The organism is Kitasatospora sp. NPDC101155, from assembly GCF_044768305.1.
In the GTDB taxonomy this organism is placed as follows: Bacteria; Actinomycetota; Actinomycetes; order Streptomycetales; family Streptomycetaceae; genus Kitasatospora.
The window spans coordinates 27,930-48,211 of the sequence record NZ_JBIWPN010000019.1 but is presented as its reverse complement, the minus strand read 5'-3'; the positions used below and the strand labels follow the sequence as shown (position 1 = coordinate 48,211).

The window sequence follows — 20,282 nt, the reverse complement described above, 5'->3', positions numbered from 1 at the left end:
CACCGTCAAGCGTCCGCGACCGCTCGCCTCGTGGTATGTGCCTGACGGCTGGCGTGGAGGGTGACGGCGGCGGCGAGGGTCATGGCGGTGAGGCCGACGGTGGCGGCGCCGGGCCAGCCGGTGGCGTGGTAGGCGTCGGCGCCGAGGGTGCCGCCGAGGCTGTTGCCGAGGTAGTAGGCGATCAGGTAGAGGGCGGAGGCCTGGGCGCGGCCCTCGGTGGCGGTGCGGCCGACGGCGGAGGAGGCGGTGGCGTGGCCGGCGAAGAAGCCGGCGGTGATCAGCACCAGGCCGAGCAGCGCGCAGAGCAGCGAGTCGGCGAGGGAGAGCAGCAGGCCGGCGGCGGTGACGCCGATGGAGACGTACAGGGCGCCGCGGCGGCCGAGGCGGCGGGAGAGGCGGCCGGCCGCGGCGGAGGTGCCGGTGCCGACCAGGTAGACCACGAAGATCGAGGCGGCGACCGACTCCGGCAGGTGGAACGGTGCGGAGATCAGCCGGTAGCCGACGGTGTTGTAGACCGCGCCGAACACGGCCATGAACAGCATGCCGAGCGCGTACAGCCGCGCCAGCAGCGGGTTGCGCAGGTGCCGCCCGACCGTCCGGGCGAGCGCCCGGGCGTCCACCGGGGCCGGGGTGAAGTGCCGGGCGGCGGGGATCAGCAGCCGGAAGGCGAGCGCGGCCAGCAGCGCGAGGGCGGCGGAGGCGGCCAGGCCCCAGCGCCAGCCGAAGGCGGCGGCGGTCCAGCCGGAGAGCAGTCGGCCGCCCATTCCGCCGATGCTGTTGCCGGCCACGTACAGGCCCATCGCGGAGGCCAGCGCGCTGGGGTGGACCTCCTCGGCGAGGTAGGCCATGGCGGTGGCGGGCAGTCCGGCGAGGGCGGCGCCCTGCAGGACGCGCAGCGCGACGAGGGTGGTGAGGTCGGGCGCGAAGGGCAGGGCGACGGCGAGGGCGGTGGCGGCGAGGGTGGAGGCCGTCATCACCGCGGTGCGGCCGTACCTGTCGGACAGCGCGCTGGCCGGGAGCAGCCCGAGGGCGAGGCCGAGGGTGGCGGCGGAGGCCGTCCAGCTGGCCTGGCCGGGGGTGAGGTCGAGGTCGGCCGAGAGGATCGGCAGCAGGCCCTGGGTGGAGTAGAGCAGGACGAAGGTCGCGATCCCGGCGGCGAACAGGGCGAGGTTGGCGCGGCGGAAGTCGCGCTGGCCGGGGCGGTGGCGGTCGTCCGGGGCGGGGGCGGTGGGGGCGGAGGCGCGGGCATCCGGGGCGATCGCGGATGCCCTGGTATCGGAGGGCTGCATGTCGTCGACCGTAGGCCCGGCGCGGTTGATGCGTCCAATGCATGACGAGCGGATGATTGATGCACTGGCGTATGAGTCGAGGTGGTGGCGCGATGGCGGTGCCGGATGTGTCGGACGGTACGGAGCAGCGGTACCGGGCGGCCGAGTTGGGGCCGGACGAGCCGGCCGTCCTGCTGGCGCCCCGGCTGGCGCAGTTCGCCGCGGTGGCCCGGCTGGAGCACGTGACGCAGGCGGCGGCGCTGCTCGGGGTGCCGCAGCCGACGCTGTCGCGCGCGGTGGCCCGGCTGGAGGAGGAGCTGGGGGTGGACCTGCTGGCTCGCCAGGGCCGGACGGTCCGGCTGACCAGGGCGGGCCGGCTGCTGCTGGCCTCGGTGGAGCGGGCGCTGGCGGAGGTGGAGCGCGGTGCGGAGGCGGCCCGGGCGGAGGCGGATCCGGCGGCGGGGCGGGTGGCCTTCGGCTTCCTGCACACGATGGGGCCGGACGCCGTCCCGGCGCTGCTGCGCGGCTTCCGGGCGGCGCACCCGCAGGTGCGTTTCCAGCTGGTGCAGGACTACGGCATGGCGATGCTGGAACGGTTGCGGGCCGGGGAGTTGGACCTGTGCCTGGTCGCGCCGCTGCCGGACGACCCGGCCTTCACCGCCCGGCCGCTGGACGAGCAGCGGCTGCACCTGGCCGTCCCGGCCGACCACCGGCTGGCCGGCCGGCGGCGGATCCGGCTGGCGGAGGTGGCCGAGGAGCCGTTCGTCGGGCTGGAGCAGGGGTACGGGCTGCGCATGATCACGGACGGCTTCTGCGCGCAGGCCGGGTTCGTGCCCCGGCTGGCCTTCGAGGGCGAGGAGACGGAGACGCTGCGCGGGCTGGTGGCGGCCGGGCTGGGGGTGGCGCTGCTGCCGCCGGCGCTGGTGCCGCGGCCCGGGGTGGTGGAACTGGAGGTGACCGCGCCGCGGACCCGGCGGGCGATCGGCCTGGCCTGGGCGGCGGGGCGGGCGCTGACCCCACCGGTGGCGGCGTTCCGGGACTTCGTGCTGTCCCGGCGGGGGCGGCTGCTGCACCATGACTGATTTGGCGGATCGTATGGACCGGTCGGAGGAATTCCGGGTGGAGTTTGGACCATTCGGTACTGTCCCCGGTGGTAGGTCTACGCGCGTAGGGGCTATATTTCCGCAATGGAGAAGCAGATCCCCGTCACCACCGCGGGCACCGGCCCGCGCATCCCCACCCCCGACCAGATCCGCCGCGCGCCGAAGGTCCTGCTGCACGACCACCTGGACGGCGGGCTGCGTCCGGAGACCGTCGTCGAGCTGGCCGCCGCGACCGGCTACGAAGGCCTTCCGACCACCGACGTCAAGGAACTCGGCGAGTGGTTCCGCGAGGCCGCCGACTCCGGCTCGCTGGTCCGCTACCTGGAGACGTTCGCGCACACCTGCGCCGTCATGCAGACCCGCGACGCCCTGATCAAGGTCGCCGCCGACTGCGCCGAGGACCTGGCCGCCGACGGCGTCGTGTACGCCGAGGTCCGCTACGCCCCCGAGCAGCACCTGGAGGGTGGCCTGAGCCTGGACGAGGTCGTCGAGGCCGTCCAGGAGGGCTTCCGCCTCGGCGAGGCCAACGCCCGCGCGGCAGGCAACCGGATCCGCATCGGCACCCTGATCACCGCGATGCGGCACGCCGCCCGCTCGCAGGAGATCGCCGAGCTGGCCAACCGCCACCGGGACCGGGGCGTCGTCGGCTTCGACATCGCGGGCGCCGAGGCCGGCTACCCCCCCACCCGCCACCAGGCCGCCTTCGACTACCTCAAGGGCGAGAACAACCACTTCACCATCCACGCGGGCGAGGCCTTCGGCCTGCCGTCGATCTGGGAGGCCCTGCAGTGCTGCGGCGCCGACCGGCTCGGCCACGGCGTGCGGATCGTCGACGACATCACGGTGAACGAGGACGGCAGCGTCGAGCTCGGCCGGCTTGCCGCGTACGTGCGCGACAAGCGCATCCCGCTGGAGATGTGCCCGACCTCCAACCTCCAGACGGCGGCGGCCGCCTCGTACGCCGAGCACCCGATCGGGCTGCTCAGCCGGCTGAAGTTCCGGGTCACCGTGAACACCGACAACCGGCTGATGAGTGGCACCAGCATGAGCCAGGAGTTCGGCCACCTGGTGGACGCCTTCGGCTACACGCTGGGCGACATGGAGTGGTTCACGGTGAACGCGATGAAGTCCGCGTTCCTGCCCTTCGACGAGCGGCTGGCGATGATCAACGACGTGATCAAGCCGGGCTATGCCGAGCTCAAGGCGGAGTGGCTGTTCAGCGCGGGCGTCGCCAACAGCTGAGCCGGCGCCCCGCCCTGTGTCGGATGAACGCGGCTTCCCCGTAGGGAAGTTGGCGTTCATCCGACTACTCACTCGGGTGAGTGAACGCCCTTTGGTTCTCGCGCGACCCTCTCACTACGGTGTGCCAGTCACTGCTGACAGGCCGTGGCGGCGGTCGCCCGTTCGCCGGTTTCGTGCGCGATGTCGGCCACCGACGAGGATCCAAGGGGAACGAACCATGAAGCAGGCTCTCAAGGCCGCCGGTACCGCGGCGCTCGGCATCGCGATCGCGGCGGTCGGCGCCGGCACGGCCTCCGCGGCCGCCGGGCAGGCGACCGGCGGCCTCGGGCTGCCCACCGGCGCGGTGACGAACCCCGCGGTGACCGGCGCGGTCGCCGACACCGCCGCCAAGCTGCCCGGCGGCGACAAGGTCGCCGGCACGCTCGGCACCCTGGCCCCGACCGCCGGCCAGGCCGCGCCCGCCGCCGAGGCCGCCCCGGTCGCCGGCATCACCCAGCAGCGCGGGGCCCTTCCGGGCATCCCCGGCCTGGACAAGACCCCCGTCGGTGGGCTGGCCAACACCCTGCCGGGCCTGCCGCTGGGCTGATCCGCCCAGCCCGCACGACGACGGGCCGCCCGCCCCCGGAGACCCCGGGAGCGGACGGCCCGTCGCCGTGCCCGCCCGTACGGCATCACGGCTCCTGGGGGAGCAGCACCCACAGGGCGAGGTAGATCAGGAACTGCGGGCCGGGGAGCAGGCAGGAGAGCAGGAAGATCAGTCGGACGGTCCACGGGGCCAGGCCGAAGCGCTCGGCGATCCCGGCGCAGACGCCGGCGATGACGCGGTTGTGACGGGGGCGGGCGAGACGGGCACTCATGTCGGCTCCTCGGCGGTGGTGACCCGGTCCGGCCGGTCCGGCGGGCGTACTTCCATGCTCCGCCGCCGCCGGGCCGGAAACCTCCGCCCACCAGGCGATTCCTCACCCCGACGGGTCACCGGGGAGGCGTAGGCCGGAGTCGGGGTCCGCCTCAGGGACACCCCTGAGGCAAAGGTCGCGCGGGTGTGGAAAACCCGTTCGCAAAGCTGTACGGACAGAGAGATATGATTCCGCGGTCGCTGATGGTGGGGGGCGATTCGGCGGCGCCTTCACGGCCTCAAGCGGCCCCTCACGCCTGCGATTTCGCACTCTCTCGGGTTTCCGCCCGATTCCTCCGTGAGGTTCCATTGCGCAGTCAGTCCCGCGGATTCCTCGCCGCAGCCGCCACCGCCGCCCTGGTCTCCGGTCTCGCCCTGACCTCGGCTCCGGCCGCCGTCGCGACCCCGACGACCGAGCCCACCACCCCCGCCGCCGTCGCGACCCCGACGGCCGAGCCCACCACCCCGGCCGCCGGCGTTCCCACCCAGGCACCGCACGGCTGGGCCTCGCCCGTCGTGATCACCACCAGTGGCTTCCCTGCCACGGTGACGGCGGGCAGCGCGGTCGAGTTCACCTCGACCCTCAAGAACATCGCGGACCACCAGCTGGACGTGACGACCGGGTTCAGCGTCGCGGCCGCCGGCAGCGGCCTCAAGCCGAGCCAGCTCAAGCTGGAGTACCAGCGTCCCGGCAGCACCCAGTGGCAGGACGGCAAGGCGAGCAACGTTGACACCGGCGGATTCTGGCAGCTGGACGAGGTCGCCACCCAACTGCACCTGGCGGCCGGCGCCGAGGCCACCTACCGGCTGCGGCTGACCTTCACCGCCGACGCCGCCCCCGGCTGGACCTCCGCGGGTCTCACCGCGACGGTCTCGGACCCGACCCTGCCTCCGGAGCAGCGCTTCACCCAGGCCTCCGGTGGCACCCCGAATTTCACCGTCGTCAGCAGCACCCCGACCACCCCGGCCCCGGTCGGGCTCCCGGACGTGAAGGTCGAGGGCGTGCCCGCCTCCTTCACCGCGGGCGGCGAGGCGAGGCCGTTCAAGGTGGTCTACGGCAACCACACCGGCAAGGACCTTCGGGTCGTCCCGACGATCGTGTTCCAGGGCGAGGGCCTGCTCCGCGCGGACATGGTGAGGATCGAATTCCAGACCCAGGCGGGCGACTGGATCGCCGGCACGCCGGAATGGCACGACCTCCCCGGCAGTCAGCTGGGCGTGCGGCTGCTCACCGGCTCGAACGACGCCGACGTCATCGCGCTGCCGAACGGCGAGACCCGTACGGTCAACCTGCGCCTCGCCTGGACCAGTGCCGCACCGGCGGCGGCCGAGTCGGTGTTCGCCAACGGCTGGAGCCTGGGCGGCCCGGGCCAGCCCGAGCGGGCCTCCATCAGCCGGAAGGCCGCCTTCCGGATCGAGGCCGCCGCGGGCTCCACCGGCACCCCGGCCCCGGCCTCCCCGGCCACCGACGCGGCGCCGACCACCCCGGCCGCCACCACCGACCCGTCCGCTGCCCCGGCCGCCCTGGTCACCACCGCCGCACCGAACCCGACGGCAGGCTCCGCCCCGGCCGCCGCGACCAGCACTCGGCTGGCCTCCACCGGCGACGACTCCTCCTCCGCCCCGATGGCGATCACCGGCGCGATGGCGATCGCCCTCGGCATCGGCACCCTGGTCGTCGCGCGCCGCCGCAACGCCGCGCAGGGCGCGAGGAAGTGACCTGATACGTCCGAAGGCCCGCCCGTCACCCGCTGCGAAGCGGGGACGGACGGGCCTTCGGCCTTCGTGCGGCGGGATCAGCCGGCCGGCTGCTGCGGCGGCTGCGGCTGGGCGTACGGGTTGTCCGCCACCGGCTGCGACGGGACACCCGGCTGGTACGGCGCGGCAGGCGCGGCACCCTGCGGCGGGACGGACTGGCCCGGCTGGTACGGGGCGTTCGGGTTGAACGGAGCCTGCTGCGCGTTGGGGTTGTACGGCGCGTTGGGGTCGTACGCCCCGACGGGCGGGGCCGTCGGCCGGTTCTTCGCGTTGCTGCGCTCGACGATCGCCTTCACCGAGGCCACGATCATCGCGACCGGCAGGATGAACGCCTTGAAGAAGAGGATGTACTCGGTGCCCTTGAAGACGAACGCGAGGTAGTAGGCGTAGCCCAGGAACCCGAGGCCGAAGAGCACGTTGAGGATCCGCAGGCCGGCCTTCGTTCCGCCGCCGATGGCGCCGAGGACCAGCATGATGGCGCCGCTGAGCGCCAGCAGGACGACGTACCAGGAGAACAGCGGCTCGGCGCTGAAGTCGAGATTGTTCAAGGGGGGTTTCCTGTGAGAGGAAGAAAAACGGCGAGAACCGTTCGGGGACGAGAGCGCACAGTACTGGAGGCGACCGACATCCGTCGTCGTCTTTTCATCACGGTGTCGTTGCGCCGCGCCGACACGGCAATTGACGAGGTGGGAAATGACTGGCTATGAGGTGCTGCGGGTCTTTTGCGGGCCCGACGGGCGGTACGGCAACGAACTCGGAGTGGTGCGCGACGGCTCCGCCGTGCCGGAGCGGGCGGAGCGGCAGGCCTTCGCCCGCGAACTCGGCTTCAGCGAGACGGTGTTCGTCGACGACCCGGAGCGCGGGGAGATCGACATCTACACCCCGACGCTGCGGTTGCCCTTCGCCGGTCACCCCTGCGTCGGCACGGCCTGGCTGCTCGGCGTGGACCGACTGGTCACCCCCGCCGGGGTGGTGGCCGTCCGGCGCGACGGCGGGCTGACCCGGATCGAGGCCCGGCCGGAGTGGGCCCCGGGACGCACCCTGCGGCAGTACGGCTCGGCGGCCGAGGTGGACGGGCTCCGGGTGCCGCCACCCGGGGAGTGGATCTACGCCTGGGCCTGGCAGGACGAGGCGGCCGGTACGGTCCGGGCGCGGGCCTTCCCCGGCCGGGGCGACGGGATCGACGAGGACGAGGCGACCGGCGCGGCCGCCCTGCTGCTGACCGCCCGGCTCGGGCGGGCGCTGACCATCACCCAGGGCCGGGGCTCGCAGCTGCTGACCGGGCCGCGCCCGGGCGGGCTGATCGAGGTCGGCGGCCGGGTGATGAGGGCGGAACCTCAGCCCGCCGGCGGCGTCGGCTCCGCGTAGGCCCGCGGACGGACCGCGGGCGCGACCGCCACCGTCGGGGCGACGGTGGCGGTCACCGGCGGGCCGGCCAGGACGGCGACCCGCGGTGCCCGCGGCTCGGGCCGGCGCTCCCGCAGCAGGTGGCGCAGGCCGGGGACGAGGGCGAGGTGGGCGATCACCACGCCGATCACGGCGAACAGTATGTGGTCCACGTTGAGGACGTGCCCGGGCGTCCAGGAGGAGAGGAACTCCAGGCCGGTCGCCAGCAGGGCGGAGACGCCGGTGGTGCGCAGGAAGGACGGCAGCCAGGGGGCCCGGATCCGGCCGCCGGCCAGCGGGAGCAGGACGCCGAGCGGGGCGAGCAGCAGGAACTCGCCGACCACCTGCCAGGTGGTGGAGGAGCGGAGCGAGGCGAGCGGCGTCAGGTTGGCGTCGTACACCCAGGCCACCGGCAGGGGTCTGAGCACCAGCCAGAGCGCCAGCGTCAGGTGGAGGGCCAGGCCCGCCAGCCCGGCCAGCCGGAGGGGACGGTGGACGACCGCCGCCGGCCTCGTCTCGGTCCGCGCGCCGGAACGCTCGTAGCGTGTCCTGGTGCCATCTCGCTGCACGGGGGGAAGGACGTGCCCCGGTGGCGCAGCGGTTCCACGCCGGGCGTGAACATTCCCGGACACGCCCCTTCGCGCGGCCTCCTCACTTGCACGGGGAGGCCGTCGGCACCGCGCTGAACACGTTGTCCGGCGGCGGCGAGCCCGGCGTCACCGGGGTGGGCGAGGGGCTCGGGCTCGCGCTCGCCTTGGCGGCCGTGCCGCGGGCCGGGGTCGCGGCGGACACCGGGCCGGACGGTGTGGCCAGGGCGGTCGGTATGTGCGGGGTGGCCGGGCAGGCGGTCCGGCTGGCGGGCGCGCCGGCGTCGACCGGGACGGCGGTCGGCCGGATGCCGCAGCCGGAGGCCAGCGCGAACAGGAGCAGCACGCCGGCGGTGCGGCGCACGGTGGTGCGGGTGGGGGAGGTCACGTGGCGTCCTTGTGCTCGGCGGCGTCGCCGACGGGGCCGTCCTCGGCCTCGCCGGCGGACGGCGGAGGCGGCGGGGACAGCGGCAGCGTCAGGGTGAACACCGCGCCGACCTCCCCGTTCGCCGCGGTGATCGTCCCCCCGTGGATCTGGGCGTTGGCCATCGCGATGGACAGCCCCAGGCCGCTGCCCTCGGAGCGGGCCCGCCCGCGGTCGGCCTTGTAGAAGCGGTCGAAGACGTGCGGCAGCACGTCCTCCGGGATGCCGGGGCCGCTGTCGGAGACCTCGATCACGACCGAGTCGTCGGTCTGCCGGACCTTGACCCGCACCGGCGAGCCGCCGTGCTTGAGCGCGTTGCCGATCAGGTTGGCGAAGACCACGTCCAGTCGGCGCGGGTCGACCACGGCCAGGATGCCGCGCGGGGCGTCCAGTTCGACCGCGTCGTACCAGGCCCGGCCGTCGATGCAGGACATGATCAGGTCGGCGATGTCCACCTCGTCGGCGACCAGCTTGGCGGTGCCGGCGTCGAAGCGGGTCACCTCCATCAGGTTCTCCACCAGGTCGGACAGCCGGCGGGTCTCGCTCACCACGAGCCGTACGGCCGGCTCGATCATCGGGTCCAGGGACTCGGCCTCGTCCTCCAGGATGTCCGTCACCGCGGTCATCGCGGTCAGCGGGGTGCGCAGTTCGTGCGACATGTCGGCGACGAACCGCCGGCTCTGCGCCTCGCGCGCGCTCAGCTCCTCGACCTGCTCGTGCAGCGACTCCGCGGCCCGGTTGAACGTCCGCGCCAGGTCGGCCAGTTCGTCCGAGCCCTCGACCTCCAGCCGGGTGTCCAGGTGTCCCTGGCCGAGCCGTCGGGCGGCCTCACCGAGCCGCTTGACCGGCCGCAGCACGGTCGCCGAGGCGGCCTGGGCGAGCAGCGCCGAGCCGATCAGTGCGAGCAGTGTCGCGATGGCCAGCGACCAGCCCAGCGTGTTGAGATCGGCCCGCTCGTTCTCCAGCGACTTGAACACGTAGGCCGTCGGCCCGTTCGGCACCACCTTGGTGCCGCCGATCACGAACGGGTGGCCCTCCAGGTTCTGCCGCTGCCAGTACAGGTGGTACGGGTACGGGTTGCTCTCGCTGACCTCGCGCGGCTTGGCGACGGTGGACTGCAGCGCCGCCGGCACGTCGGCCAGCGTGTAGTGCTGCGGGTCCGAGGAGGCCGGGCACTCCGGGTGCGCCGGGTCGACCACCACCACGTCGTAACTCAGGCCGGAACTCGCCACGTTGGAGGCCAGTGTGGCGAGCTCCGGGCAGCTGGCGTTCAGTGGCAGGTCGGAGACGTTGCGGCTGAGCGAGACCCGGAAGTCGTTCAGCGCGGTGTCCTGGGCGCGCTTGAGCACCGCGTCGCGGTTCAACCAGTACGCGATGCCGGAGGCCGAGACGGCGGCGAGCAGCGCGACCGCCGCGAACACCGCGATCAGCCGCACCCGCAGGGAGCGCAGCTTCCGCCACCGGCCCGCGGAGAACCGTCGGGCAGTCTGCTGATGGTCAGTCACGAGAGCCTGTCGTCGTACGGGAGTTCAGAATTCCTGGGATGAGCGGTCAGACCGTCGGCGGGTCCAGTCGGTAGCCGACGCCGCGCACGGTGCGGATCAGCGTCGGCGCGGACGGCACGTCCTCGACCTTCGCCCGCAGCCGCTGCACACAGGCGTCCACCAGGCGCGAGTCGCCGAGGTAGTCGTGCTCCCAGACCAGCCGCAGCAGCTGCTGGCGGGAGAGCGCCTGGCCGGGGCGGCGGCTGAGCTCCAGCAGCAGCCGCAGCTCGGTCGGGGTGAGCTGGAGGTCCTGGCCGTCCTTGGTGACGGTCATCGCGGCCCGGTCGATCACCACGCTGCCGTACGCGGAGGAGTCCGAGCTCTCCCGCTCCCCGCGCCGCAGCACCGCCCGGATCCGGGCGTCCAGGACGCGCGGCTGCACCGGCTTCACCACGTAGTCGTCCGCGCCGGACTCCAGGCCCACGACCACGTCGATGTCGTCCGAACGCGCGGTGAGCAGGATGATCGGCAATTGGTCGGTGCGGCGGATCCGACGGCACACCTCGAAGCCGTCGATCCCGGGCAGCATCACGTCCAGCACGATCAGGTCGGGCCGCTGCTCCTTGAAGAGTTTCAGACCGTCCTCACCGGAGGCGGCGGTGGCCACGCGGTGGCCCTGGCGGGTGAGAGCGAGTTCGAGGCCGGTCCGGATGGCGTCGTCGTCCTCGATCAGTAGGAGGAAAGGCACGGCCCCATTTTGGCCCACCGGGAGCGTCGAATCACCCCCAGCACCGGTCACCGACCGTACGGGAACCGGAAGGGCGGCTACCGGCGTCCGGTACGGAGGGAAGCGGACCGGGACGAAAGGCCCGCCCCTGTGACACCCCTGTGACAGTCGGCGGACAGCGCCATCACAACCGACGGGCAGGATTTTCCATGTCGCCGCAGGACAGCGGGCCGCAAGGTCCGGCTGGAGGGCGGCAACAGGAACCGCTCGTACCGACAAAGGGGGCGCACGATGAACGCCACGCTTCAGACCCGGACCAACCCGGCTCTCCGCACCGCGCGTTCCTCAGCGACCACCCATCGGACCCGGTACGAGATCAGGACCGACGAGAACTCCGGTGCCGTGACCGTACGGGGGTGCGCGCACAGCACCGGTGGAAACCCTGTCGCACGCCGGGTGAGCGGCGGCGGCAGGACGGGGGAGCTGTACGGAGTCGGCCGACTGGGGAGTGCGGTCGACTCCGCCAACACCCTCACGCTGCGGGGGATCCTCCCCGTCCGCGTCGAGGGCAAGGACGCCCTGGGGGGTACCGGGGGGACCAGGGGAACCGGGGGGAACAACGGCCTGCGGACGATCGGTTCGGGGGAGCCGACCGGCCGCGAGGCCGCCGGTGCGACGCTGCTGCGGCTGAACCCCGCACCGGCCCGCACCACCGAGGCGGGACAGGGAGACGCGCAGGGGGAGCACCCGGCCGTCGCGGAGGACCACATCACGGAGTTCACCGCGTACGTGCGCGAGCGCCGCGCCTCCCTGTACGCCACGGCGTACCACCTCACCGGTGACCGCTACGAGGCCGAGGACCTGCTGCAGAGCGCGCTCTTCAGCACCTACCGGGCCTGGGGCCGGATCACCGACAAGGCCGCGGTCGGCGGGTACCTCCGCCGCACCATGACCAACCTGCACATCTCCGCCTGGCGGCGCCGCAAGGTCAACGAGTACCCGACCGAGGAGCTGCCGGAGACGGCCGGCGACACCGACGCGATGGGCGGCACCGAGCTGCGCACCGTGCTCTGGCAGGCGCTGGCGAAGCTGCCGGAGAACCAGCGGACCATGCTGGTGCTGCGGTACTACGAGGGCAAGACCGACCCGGAGATCGCCGACGTGCTGGGGATCAGCGTCGGCACGGTCAAGAGCAGCATCTGGCGCGCCCTGCGCCGGCTGCGCGACGACGAGCACCTGAACAAGTCGGGCGACACCGTCCGGGCGTTCGGCGAGCTGGTCGCGTAGGACTAACAGAAGACTCCCGTCGGGGGACGGGTAGCGGACGGTTGCGGTTCGGGGACGCCGGCTCGGGGGAGCGGCGCCAGTGGGGAGCCGAGAGCCGTTCGGGGAAGGCGACGGGCCCGGTGCGGGGGAGACGCACCGGGCCCGTCGTCCTTTCCGTTCCAGGGGCCCGGGGCCGCCGTCAGGGGTGGCCCCAGGGGCCGCTGCGGGGGGACCGCTCCGGGCGGCCCCTCCGGCGGCTCAGACCGCTGAGAGCTCCCGCCACCCGGTCGCGGCGCGGACCCGCCGCTCGGCCTCCGGCCCGGCGCACGGGTGCGAGCCCAGCGAGACCTGCCGCCCGACGATGGAGCGCTCGGCCCGCATCAGCCGGTAGCCCCGGCGCAGCAGCACCGGCAGTGACTTGCGGCCCTCGCGGACGTCCCGGCGCAGTCGGCGCCAGGCCGTGGTGAGCGCGCCGTTGCGCAGGCACAGGGCGTCGCCGAGCAGGCCCTCGGCGGCGCACCGCGCGACGATCTCGGCGGCGAAGATGCCCTCCGCGATGAACGCGGCCGCGCCGCCCAGGTCCAGGGTGCGGGTGTCGATCCGGCCGTTGTCCGGGATCGAGTACACCGGCACGTCCGCGCGACCGTGCTCGTACAGCGCGCGGATCGCGGCGACGGCCTGGTCGCTGTGCCAGGCGAGCGGGGAGTCCCAGTCCACGGCGCCGTCCGGCAGCCGGGGCAGGGTCGGGTCGTCCCCGTCCTTGTAGAAGTCGTCGAGCTGGAGCACCGGCAGACCGCTGCGCTCGGCGAGCGAGGACTTCCCCGATCCGGAGGGCCCGGAGAGCAGGATCACCCGGGCACGGGCCGGCGGGGCAGGATTCATGGGGGAGTCACTCACGGGACACCAGTCTGACGCATCCGGGCCGGTTGCCGAAACCGGTGTGCGCAGAACTTCCGGCTCCGGGCGGCTCGTAGGCGGTGGCGGGACGCAGGCCGCCGGAACACCGACGGACCCGCACCAGGGGGGAGAGGTGCGGGTCCGTCCAATGACCGTCCGGGCCCTGGGGGGGAGAGGGCGCTGGGGACGGCCAGTCTGTGGAGTTGTGACGAAGCGGCGACGGAGGGTCAGATCCCCATCGGGTGCCAGACCGTCTTCGTCTCCAGGAACGAGAGTAGCCGGTCCGTACCGGGCGCATTCGTCCAGTCCTGGGCGAACGGGTCCAGCTCCGGACGGACTACCCGCTTCAGGGTATCCGCGGCGGCGGCCTCCAGGGCGGGCGCCGCGCCGGGGCCCTCGGCGGCGATGGCGCCGGTGAGGTCCAGCGCGTTGACGTCCTGGTGCGAGGCCAGCGTCGGGGCGATGTCCGCGGTCCGGCCCGAGATGATGTTGACCACGCCGCCCGGGACGTCCGAGGTGGCCAGCACCTCGCCCAGCGACAGCGCGGGCAGCGGGGCGTCCGCGGCGGCCGCGACCACGACCGTGTTGCCGGTGGCGATCGCCGGGGCGATCACCGAGACCAGGCCGAGCAGCGAGTGCCCGTACCCGGCCTGCGGCGCGACGATCCCGACCACGCCGGTCGGCTCCGGGGTGGAGAGGTTGAAGTACGGCCCGGCCACCGGGTTGGCGCCGCCCGCGATCTGGGCGACCTTGTCCGTCCAGCCCGCGTACCAGACCCATCGGTCGATCGCGGCGTCCACCAGCGCGGCGGCCTTCTTCGGGCCGATGCCCTCGGAGACGGCCACCTCGGCGGCGAACTGCTCGCGCCGGCCCTGCAGCATCTCGGCCACCCGGTACAGCACCTGGCCGCGGTTGTACGCGGTGGTGCCGGCCCAGCCCTTGACCGCCGCGCGGGCGGCCAGGACGGCGTCGCGGGTGTCCTTGCGGGTGCCCAGCGGGACGTTGGCGAGCCACTCGCCCTTGGAGTCGGTCACCTCGTACACCCGCCCGCTCTCGGAGCGCGGGAACTTCCCGCCGACGTACAGCTTGTAGGTCTTGCTGACCTGAATTCGTACAGGGGCGTCAAGACGCGTCGCGACATCAGACATCGAGGTAGGCCTCCAGACCGTGGCGGCCACCCTCGCGGCCGTAACCCGACTCCTTGTAGCCGCCGAACGGCGAGGTCGGGTCGAACTTGTTGAAGGTGTTGGCCCAGACCACACCGGCCTTGAGCTTGTTGGCCATCCAGAGGATGCGCGAGCCCTTCTCCGTCCAGATGCCGGCGGAGAGGCCGTACGGGGTGTTGTTGGCCTTCGCGACCGCCTCTTCGGGGGTGCGGAAGGTCAGCACCGACAGCACCGGGCCGAAGATCTCCTCCTGGGCGATCCGGTGGGCCTGGCTGACGCCGGTGAACAGGGTCGGCTTGAACCAGAAACCGGTGCCCGGCAGCTCGCAGGCCGGCGACCAGCGCTCGGCGCCCTCGGCCTCGCCGGCCTCGGTCAGCGCGGTGATCCGGGCCAGCTGCTCGGCCGAGTTGATGGCGCCGATGTCGGTGTTCTTGTCCAGGGGGTCGCCGACCCGCAGGGTGCCCATCCGCCGCTTCAGGGCGTCCAGCAGCTCGTCCTGGATCGACTCCTGGACCAGCAGGCGCGAGCCCGCGCAGCAGACGTGGCCCTGGTTGAAGAAGATGCCGTTGACGATGCCCTCGACCGCCTGGTCGAGCGGCGCGTCGTCGAAGACGATGTTGGCGGCCTTGCCGCCCAGCTCCAGCGACAGCTTCTTGCGGGTGCCGGCCAGCTGCTTGGCGATCGCCCGGCCGACCGGGGTGGAGCCGGTGAAGGCGACCTTGTTGACGTCCGGGTGGGAGGTCAGCGCGGCGCCGGTGCGGCCGTCACCGGTGACGATGTTGACGACACCCTTCGGCAGACCGGCCTGGCGGCAGATCTCGGCGAAGCGCAGGGCCGTCAGCGGGGTGGTCTCGGCCGGCTTCAGGACGACCGTGTTGCCGGTCGCCAGCGCGGGCGCGATCTTCCACGCCAGCATCAGCAGCGGGAAGTTCCACGGGATGACCTGGCCGGCCACGCCCAGCGGCTTCGGGTTCGGGCCGAAGCCGGCGTAGTCCAGCTTGTCCGCCCAGCCGGCGTAGTAGAAGAAGTGCGCGGCGACCAGCGGCAGGTCGACGTCACGGGTCTCGCGGATCGGCTTGCCGTTGTCGATCGACTCCAGCACGGCCAGCTCGCGGCTGCGCTCCTGGATGATCCGGGCGATCCGGAACAGGTACTTGGCGCGCTCGCTGCCGGGCAGCGCCGACCAGTCGGCGAAGGCCTTGCGGGCGGCGGCGACGGCGCGGTCCACGTCCTCGTCGGTGCCCTGGGCGAACTCGGCGAGCACCTGCTCGGTGGCCGGGTTGACCGTCTTCAGGGCCTCGCTGCCGGAGGAGTCGACGAACTCGCCGCCGATGAAGTGGCCGTAGGAGGTGGCGATGTCACCCGCGGCGGCGGGGGACTCGGGGGCCGGGGCGTACTCGAAGAGGCCGGCCTTGCGCACGGGCTCCTCGATGTTCTTCTTCTTGGCCATGGTGATCAGTCCACCGTCACGTAGTCGGGGCCGGAGTAGCGTCCGGTGGTGAGCTTCTGGCGCTGCATCAGCAGGTCGTTGAGCAGGCTGGAGGCGCCGAAGCGGAACCAGTGCGGGGTCAGCCAGTCGTCGCCGAGGGTCTCGTTGACCATCACCAGGTACTTCATGGCGTCCTTGGTGGTCTTGATGCCACCGGCGGGCTTCACGCCGACCTGGACGCCGGTCTGCGCGCGGAAGTCGCGGACCGCCTCCAGCATCAGCAGGGTGACCGGCGGGGTCGCGTTGACGGCGACCTTGCCGGTGGAGGTCTTGATGAAGTCGGCGCCGGCCAGCATCGCCAGCCAGGAGACGCGGCGCACGTTGTCGTAGGTCTGCAGCTCGCCGGTCTCGAAGATCACCTTGAGGTGGGCGTAGCTGCCGTCGGCGCGCTTGCACGCCTCCTTGACGGCGACGATCTCGTTGAAGACGTCGAGGTAGCGGCCGGAGAGGAAGGCGCCGCGGTCGATCACCATGTCGATCTCGTCGGCGCCCGCGGCCACCGCGTCGGCGGTGTCGGCGAGCTTGACCGGGAGGGCGGCGCGGCCGGCCGGGAAGGCGGTGGCCACGGAGGCGACCTGGATGTCGGTGCCGCGCAGGGCGTCCTTCGCGGTGGCGACCATGTCGGGATAGACACAGATGGCGGCGACGCGCGGGGTGGTCGGGTCGGTCGGGTCGGGGGTCCTGCCCTTCGCGCACAGGGCGCGCACCTTGCCGACCGTGTCCGCGCCCTCCAGCGTGGTCAGGTCGATCATGGAGATCGCCAGGTCGATGGCATTGGCCTTCGCCGTGGCCTTGATCGAGCGGGTACCGAGGGCGGCGGCACGCGCCTCCAGGCCGACCTGGTCGACGCCGGGCAGGCCGTGCAGAAAGCGGCGGAGCGAGGCCTCGGACGCCGCAACGTCCGCGAGGCCGCTGCCCGCAACGCCGGGGGCATTGGCTGCAACAGTGGACATAGTCACCAGACCAGCATATCTACGCGCGTAGTCGACCGCTAGGGTGCCTGCCATTCGTGGCCGGACCGAGACCTGCTGGTGAGGGGCATGGGGCAGAATCGACGCCATGACCGATTCCGACGGCAAGCCCCACCAGGGCTCGGCCGCCCCCGACGGGGAGCCCGAGTACGCGGACCGCGTGTACCGCTCCGTCCCCGGCGTCATCTCCGGCGTGTTCCTGCTGGCCGTCGCCGCCTGGCTGATCGGCGACGCCGTGGTGACCGGCACCGGGAAGACCCCGTACGTCGCCCTCGCGGCCGTACCGGTGTTCGCCCTCCCGGTGATCGCCTACACCCTGCGCCCGGCGGTGCGGGCCAACAACAGCCGCCTGCTCGTCCGCAACCCGTGGCGGACCATCACCGCCCCCTGGGCCTCGGTGGACGCCCTGCGCGCGGGCTACTCGGTGGAGCTCCTCGCCGGCGACAAGAAGTACCAGGTCTGGGCCGTCCCGGTCTCCCTGCGCCAGCGCAAGCGCGCCACCCGCGCCCAGACCCGCGGCGCCGCCGAGCACGCCTCCCGGATGGGCATGGTCTTCGGCCGCCAGACCAACCCGGTCGTCCAGGGCTCCCCGGACCCCACCCGCGCCTGGTCCGACCAGATCACCGACCTCCTCCAGGAGATGGCCGAACGCAACGCCGCCCGCCCGGAAGCCGCCGGCCCCGTCGTCGTCCGCTGGTGCTGGTGGGTCATCGCCCCCACCCTGGTGGGCCTCGTCGCCCTGATCACGGTGATCACGGTCTGACTCGACCGACACGTACGAAAGGGCCCGCCGGTCGCGCACCGGCGGGCCCTTTCGTACGGGGTGGGTCAGATGCCCGCGGCCTGGGCGAGGTCGTGCTTGATGGTGTCGAGGAGCTCGGCGGCGCGGGTGCGGGTGGGGGCGAGGTCGGCGGCGCTGGCGACCGGGAGGACGACCTCCAGGTAGCACTTGAGCTTGGGCTCGGTGCCGGAGGGGCGGACCACGATGCGCGCGGAGCGGACGGACTCGCCGGCGAGGTAGTAGCGCAGGCCGTCGGTGGGGGGCAGGTCGGCGGAGCCGGCCGAGAGGTCGTCGGCGCGGGTGACGGTCAGGCCGGCCAGGGCGGTCGGGGGCTGCTCGCGCAGGCGGCGCATCGCGTCGGCGATCAGCGAGAGGTCCTGGACCCGGACGGACAGCTGGTCGGTGGCGTGCAGGCCGTGCTCCAGCGCCAGGTCGTCCAGCAGGTCGGTCAGGGTGCGGCCGGACTTCTTGAGGGTCGCGGCGAGCTCGGCGACCAGCAGGGCGGCGGTGATGCCGTCCTTGTCCCGGACGCCCTGCGGGTCGACGCAGTAGCCGAGCGCCTCCTCGTAGCCGTAGCGCAGGCCCTCGGCGCGGGAGATCCACTTGAAGCCGGTCAGCGTCTCGGCGTAGTCCAGGCCCGCGGCCTCGGCGATCCGGCCGAGCAGGGTGGCGGAGACGATGGTGGTGGCGAAGGTGCCCTCGGCCTTCTTCGCGACCAGGGCGGAGCCGAGCAGCGCGCCGACCTCGTCGCCGCGCAGCATCCGCCAGCCGGAGGTGCCGTTGCCGCTGCCGGCGGCGTTGGCGTTGGCGGGGACGGCCACCGCGCAGCGGTCCGCGTCCGGGTCGTTGGCGATCACGATGTCCGGGCCGACCGCGGCGGCGGTGCGGAAGGCGAGGTCCATCGCCCCCGGCTCCTCCGGGTTGGGGAAGGCCACGGTCGGGAAGTCCGGGTCGGGCTCGGCCTGCTCGGCGACCACGGTGGGCGCCGGGAAGCCGGCCCGGCGGAAGGCGGCGACCAGGGTGTCGCGGCCGACGCCGTGCATCGGGGTGTAGACCACGTCCAGCTCGCGCGGGCTGTGCTCGTCGACGATGGAGACGGCCCGGGCCAGGTAGGCCTCGATGACGTCCTCGCCGAGCACCTCCCAGCCCTCCTCGGCGCGCGGGACGTCGTTCAGCGAGCCGATCGCGTCGATCTCGGCGGCGATGCCGGCGTCGGCCGGCGGGACGATCTGCGAGCCGTCGCCCAGGTAGACCTTGTAGCCGTTGTCCTGCGGCGGGTTGTGGCTGGCGGTGACGGTCACACCGGCGGCCGCGCCCAGGTGGCGGACGGCGAAGGCGAGCACCGGGGTCGGCAGCGGGCGAGGCAGCAGCGCGGCCCGCAGGCCCGCCCCGACCACCACGGCGGCGGTGTCGCGGGCGAAGTCGTAGGACTTGTGCCGGGCGTCGTAGCCGATGACGACCAGGTCGCCCAGGTTCTCCTTCTTGACGTACGCGACCAGGCCGGCGGCGGCCCGGATCACCACGGCGCGGTTCATCCGCATGGGGCCGGCGCCCAGTTCGCCGCGCAGGCCGGCGGTGCCGAACTGGAGACGGTCGGCGAAGCGCTCGGCGAGCTCGGCCCAGGCGAGCTTGCCGTCCTCCTCGCCCTCCGGTGCCTCGGCCCGGGCCAGGAGGGCGGTCAGCTCCTCGCGGGTCTGCGGGTCGGGGTCCTCGGCCAGCCAGGTGCGGGCCCGGGCGAGGAGGTCGGTGGTGGGTGCCTGCGTCATGTTGCTGCTCCATCGGGAAGTGCGTCGGTGTGTCGGCCGGAGGGTTCCGCGCAACAAGAAGGGATGAGGTGTGCACATGCGGACGGGGCCCGCGGGAAGGCGTGATCAGCGGATCACGCCGCCCGTGGGCCCCGTCACTCATGATTCTGCGCCCGGGAGGCGTCAGATCCGCTCCAGGACCTTCGCCAGCAGCTCGCCCATGCGCTCGGCGGAGGCCTTGCCGGCCTCCAGCACCTCTTCGTGGTTGAGCGGCTCGCCGGTCATGCCGGCGGCCAGGTTGGTGACCAGGGAGATGCCGAGCACCTCGGCGCCGGCCTCGCGGGCGGCGATGGCCTCCAGGGTGGTGGACATGCCGACCAGCTCGCCGCCGATCACCCGGGCCATGTTGACCTCGGCCGGGGTCTCGTAGTGCGGGCCGCGGAACTGGACGTAGACGGCCTCGTCCAGGCTCGGGTCGACCTCGTGGCACAGCGCGCGCAGGCGCTTGGAGTACAGGTCGGTGAGGTCGACGAAGTTGGCGCCGACGATCGGGGAGTCCGCGGTCAGGTTGATGTGGTCGCTGATCAGGACCGGCTGGCCGGGGGTCCAGCCCTGGCGCAGGCCGCCGCAGCCGTTGGTCAGCACGATGATGCCGCAGCCGGCCGCGGCGGCGGTGCGCACGCCGTGGACGACGGTGGCCACGCCGTGGCCCTCGTAGTAGTGGTTGCGGCCGAGGAAGATCAGGGCGCGCTTGTCGCCGATCTTCACCGAGCGGATCTTGCCGGCGTGGCCGGCCACGGCGGGGGCGGGGAAGCCCGGGAGTTCGGTGACCGGGAACTCGGCCACGGTCTCGCCCAGGGCGTCGGCGGCCGGCACCCAGCCGGAGCCCATCACCAGGGCGACGTCGTGCCGCTCGGCACCGGTCAGCTCGCGCAGGCGCTCGGCGGCGGCCTGGGCGGCGGCGTAGGGGTCGGCGGAGACGACCGACTGAGGAGAAGCGTTCACGGGTCCGAGGATAGACGGCTTTCGGCTACGCGCGTAGAAATTCGGACGCGGCGTGCCGGATCGTTACCCGGTTGACCCGAAAACACAG

At 73.0% G+C, this 20,282-nt stretch carries 20 protein-coding genes; 7 read left to right on the top strand and 13 right to left on the bottom strand.

The features are described from left to right. Window positions 1-5 precede the first annotated feature (5 nt). Window positions 6-1,289 carry an MFS transporter gene (locus ACIRYZ_RS26460; protein ID WP_402948495.1) on the bottom strand — a complete coding sequence of 428 codons (1,284 nt, stop codon included), beginning with the start codon at window positions 1,287-1,289 and terminating at the stop codon, window positions 6-8. 92 nt (window positions 1,290-1,381) lie between these two features. Here ACIRYZ_RS26460 and ACIRYZ_RS26455 point away from each other — a divergent pair, with 92 nt between their 5' ends. The 3 genes from ACIRYZ_RS26455 (at window position 1,382) to ACIRYZ_RS26445 (ending at window position 4,199) form a co-directional block, all read left to right on the top strand. Then, entirely contained in the window at window positions 1,382-2,350 is a 969-nt protein-coding gene (locus ACIRYZ_RS26455; RefSeq protein WP_402948492.1) for a LysR family transcriptional regulator, read from the top strand. Window positions 2,351-2,455: 105 nt separating this feature from the next. After that, complete coding sequence (locus ACIRYZ_RS26450) at window positions 2,456-3,613, top strand: adenosine deaminase (RefSeq protein ID WP_393025623.1); 1,158 nt, start codon at window positions 2,456-2,458, stop codon at window positions 3,611-3,613. Between the two features lie 217 nt (window positions 3,614-3,830). After that, window positions 3,831-4,199, top strand: coding sequence for an ATP-binding protein (locus ACIRYZ_RS26445; protein WP_402948489.1), 369 nt, complete (start codon window positions 3,831-3,833; stop codon window positions 4,197-4,199). An 85-nt stretch (window positions 4,200-4,284) separates the two neighbouring features. Here the strand turns inward: ACIRYZ_RS26445 and ACIRYZ_RS26440 are convergent, their stop codons facing one another. Further along, window positions 4,285-4,470, bottom strand: coding sequence for a PspC domain-containing protein (locus ACIRYZ_RS26440; RefSeq protein WP_393025629.1), 186 nt, complete (start codon window positions 4,468-4,470; stop codon window positions 4,285-4,287). Between the two features lie 347 nt (window positions 4,471-4,817). On the opposite strand from ACIRYZ_RS26440, the gene ACIRYZ_RS26435 reads away from it, so the two are divergent. Beyond that, the gene (locus ACIRYZ_RS26435) at window positions 4,818-6,227 is read left to right on the top strand and encodes an LPXTG cell wall anchor domain-containing protein (RefSeq protein ID WP_402948486.1); all 1,410 of its coding nucleotides are present in this window, start codon (window positions 4,818-4,820) and stop codon (window positions 6,225-6,227) included. Between the two features lie 77 nt (window positions 6,228-6,304). On the opposite strand, the gene ACIRYZ_RS26430 is transcribed toward ACIRYZ_RS26435, so the two are convergent. Beyond that, complete coding sequence (locus ACIRYZ_RS26430; protein ID WP_402948483.1) at window positions 6,305-6,814, bottom strand: hypothetical protein; 510 nt, start codon at window positions 6,812-6,814, stop codon at window positions 6,305-6,307. A gap of 145 nt (window positions 6,815-6,959) precedes the next feature. On the opposite strand from ACIRYZ_RS26430, the gene ACIRYZ_RS26425 reads away from it, so the two are divergent. After that, entirely contained in the window at window positions 6,960-7,634 is a 675-nt protein-coding gene (locus ACIRYZ_RS26425) for a PhzF family phenazine biosynthesis protein (protein WP_402948480.1), read from the top strand. On the opposite strand, the gene ACIRYZ_RS26420 is transcribed toward ACIRYZ_RS26425, so the two are convergent. From ACIRYZ_RS26420 to ACIRYZ_RS26405, 4 genes are all read right to left on the bottom strand, one after another. After that, window positions 7,604-8,221 carry a VanZ family protein gene (locus ACIRYZ_RS26420; protein WP_402948479.1) on the bottom strand — a complete coding sequence of 206 codons (618 nt, stop codon included), beginning with the start codon at window positions 8,219-8,221 and terminating at the stop codon, window positions 7,604-7,606. The genes ACIRYZ_RS26425 and ACIRYZ_RS26420 overlap by 31 nt on opposite strands. Before the next feature lie 82 nt (window positions 8,222-8,303). Then, window positions 8,304-8,627, bottom strand: coding sequence for a hypothetical protein (locus ACIRYZ_RS26415; RefSeq protein ID WP_402948476.1), 324 nt, complete (start codon window positions 8,625-8,627; stop codon window positions 8,304-8,306). Beyond that, window positions 8,624-10,168 (bottom strand): ATP-binding protein, encoded by a 1,545-nt coding sequence (locus ACIRYZ_RS26410; protein WP_402948473.1) that lies wholly within the window; start codon window positions 10,166-10,168, stop codon window positions 8,624-8,626. The genes ACIRYZ_RS26415 and ACIRYZ_RS26410 overlap by 4 nt, the downstream gene beginning before the upstream one ends. A 46-nt stretch (window positions 10,169-10,214) precedes the next feature. Then, on the bottom strand, window positions 10,215-10,895 hold the full coding sequence (locus ACIRYZ_RS26405; protein ID WP_355669748.1) for a response regulator transcription factor: 681 nt from the start codon (window positions 10,893-10,895) through the stop codon (window positions 10,215-10,217). Between the two features lie 603 nt (window positions 10,896-11,498). Between ACIRYZ_RS26405 and ACIRYZ_RS26400 the strand changes: the two genes are divergently transcribed. Further along, complete coding sequence (locus ACIRYZ_RS26400; RefSeq protein ID WP_393025754.1) at window positions 11,499-12,161, top strand: SigE family RNA polymerase sigma factor; 663 nt, start codon at window positions 11,499-11,501, stop codon at window positions 12,159-12,161. A gap of 237 nt (window positions 12,162-12,398) precedes the next feature. Here the strand turns inward: ACIRYZ_RS26400 and ACIRYZ_RS26395 are convergent, their stop codons facing one another. The 4 genes from ACIRYZ_RS26395 to deoC all read right to left on the bottom strand — a co-directional run bounded on the left by ACIRYZ_RS26395 (window position 12,399) and on the right by deoC (window position 16,645). Then, window positions 12,399-13,037, bottom strand: coding sequence for an ATP-binding protein (locus ACIRYZ_RS26395; RefSeq protein WP_402948470.1), 639 nt, complete (start codon window positions 13,035-13,037; stop codon window positions 12,399-12,401). A gap of 227 nt (window positions 13,038-13,264) precedes the next feature. Continuing rightward, window positions 13,265-14,185 carry an aldehyde dehydrogenase family protein gene (locus ACIRYZ_RS26390; RefSeq protein WP_402948467.1) on the bottom strand — a complete coding sequence of 307 codons (921 nt, stop codon included), beginning with the start codon at window positions 14,183-14,185 and terminating at the stop codon, window positions 13,265-13,267. Continuing rightward, the gene (locus ACIRYZ_RS26385; protein ID WP_387616851.1) at window positions 14,178-15,653 is read right to left on the bottom strand and encodes an aldehyde dehydrogenase family protein; all 1,476 of its coding nucleotides are present in this window, start codon (window positions 15,651-15,653) and stop codon (window positions 14,178-14,180) included. Before ACIRYZ_RS26385 ends, ACIRYZ_RS26390 begins: the two co-directional genes overlap by 8 nt. A 5-nt stretch (window positions 15,654-15,658) precedes the next feature. Next, a complete protein-coding gene (deoC, locus tag ACIRYZ_RS26380) occupies window positions 15,659-16,645 on the bottom strand; it encodes a deoxyribose-phosphate aldolase (protein WP_402948464.1) in 987 nt (328 codons plus the stop codon). 106 nt (window positions 16,646-16,751) lie between these two features. Between deoC and ACIRYZ_RS26375 the strand changes: the two genes are divergently transcribed. After that, a complete protein-coding gene (locus ACIRYZ_RS26375; protein ID WP_402948461.1) occupies window positions 16,752-17,426 on the top strand; it encodes a PH domain-containing protein in 675 nt (224 codons plus the stop codon). Between the two features lie 65 nt (window positions 17,427-17,491). Here the strand turns inward: ACIRYZ_RS26375 and ACIRYZ_RS26370 are convergent, their stop codons facing one another. Next, entirely contained in the window at window positions 17,492-19,210 is a 1,719-nt protein-coding gene (locus ACIRYZ_RS26370) for a phospho-sugar mutase (RefSeq protein WP_402948458.1), read from the bottom strand. Window positions 19,211-19,372: 162 nt separating this feature from the next. After that, a complete protein-coding gene (locus tag ACIRYZ_RS26365; RefSeq protein ID WP_350511221.1) occupies window positions 19,373-20,194 on the bottom strand; it encodes a purine-nucleoside phosphorylase in 822 nt (273 codons plus the stop codon). Window positions 20,195-20,282: the final 88 nt, after the last annotated feature.

Excerpts from the sequence above, each read along its gene's own strand:
- deoC (WP_402948464.1), bottom strand. The coding sequence starts at position 16,645 with ATGTCCACTGTTGCAGCCAATGCCCCCGGCGTTGCGGGCAGCGGCCTC.
- ACIRYZ_RS26375 (WP_402948461.1), top strand. The coding sequence starts at position 16,752 with ATGACCGATTCCGACGGCAAGCCCCACCAGGGCTCGGCCGCCCCCGAC.
- ACIRYZ_RS26370 (WP_402948458.1), bottom strand. The coding sequence starts at position 19,210 with ATGACGCAGGCACCCACCACCGACCTCCTCGCCCGGGCCCGCACCTGG.
- ACIRYZ_RS26385 (WP_387616851.1), bottom strand. The coding sequence starts at position 15,653 with ATGGCCAAGAAGAAGAACATCGAGGAGCCCGTGCGCAAGGCCGGCCTC.
- ACIRYZ_RS26440 (WP_393025629.1), bottom strand. The coding sequence starts at position 4,470 with ATGAGTGCCCGTCTCGCCCGCCCCCGTCACAACCGCGTCATCGCCGGC.
- ACIRYZ_RS26450 (WP_393025623.1), top strand. The coding sequence starts at position 2,456 with ATGGAGAAGCAGATCCCCGTCACCACCGCGGGCACCGGCCCGCGCATC.
- ACIRYZ_RS26390 (WP_402948467.1), bottom strand. The coding sequence starts at position 14,185 with ATGTCTGATGTCGCGACGCGTCTTGACGCCCCTGTACGAATTCAGGTC.
- ACIRYZ_RS26425 (WP_402948480.1), top strand. The coding sequence starts at position 6,960 with ATGACTGGCTATGAGGTGCTGCGGGTCTTTTGCGGGCCCGACGGGCGG.
- ACIRYZ_RS26455 (WP_402948492.1), top strand. The coding sequence starts at position 1,382 with ATGGCGGTGCCGGATGTGTCGGACGGTACGGAGCAGCGGTACCGGGCG.
- ACIRYZ_RS26460 (WP_402948495.1), bottom strand. The coding sequence starts at position 1,289 with ATGCAGCCCTCCGATACCAGGGCATCCGCGATCGCCCCGGATGCCCGC.
- ACIRYZ_RS26445 (WP_402948489.1), top strand. The coding sequence starts at position 3,831 with ATGAAGCAGGCTCTCAAGGCCGCCGGTACCGCGGCGCTCGGCATCGCG.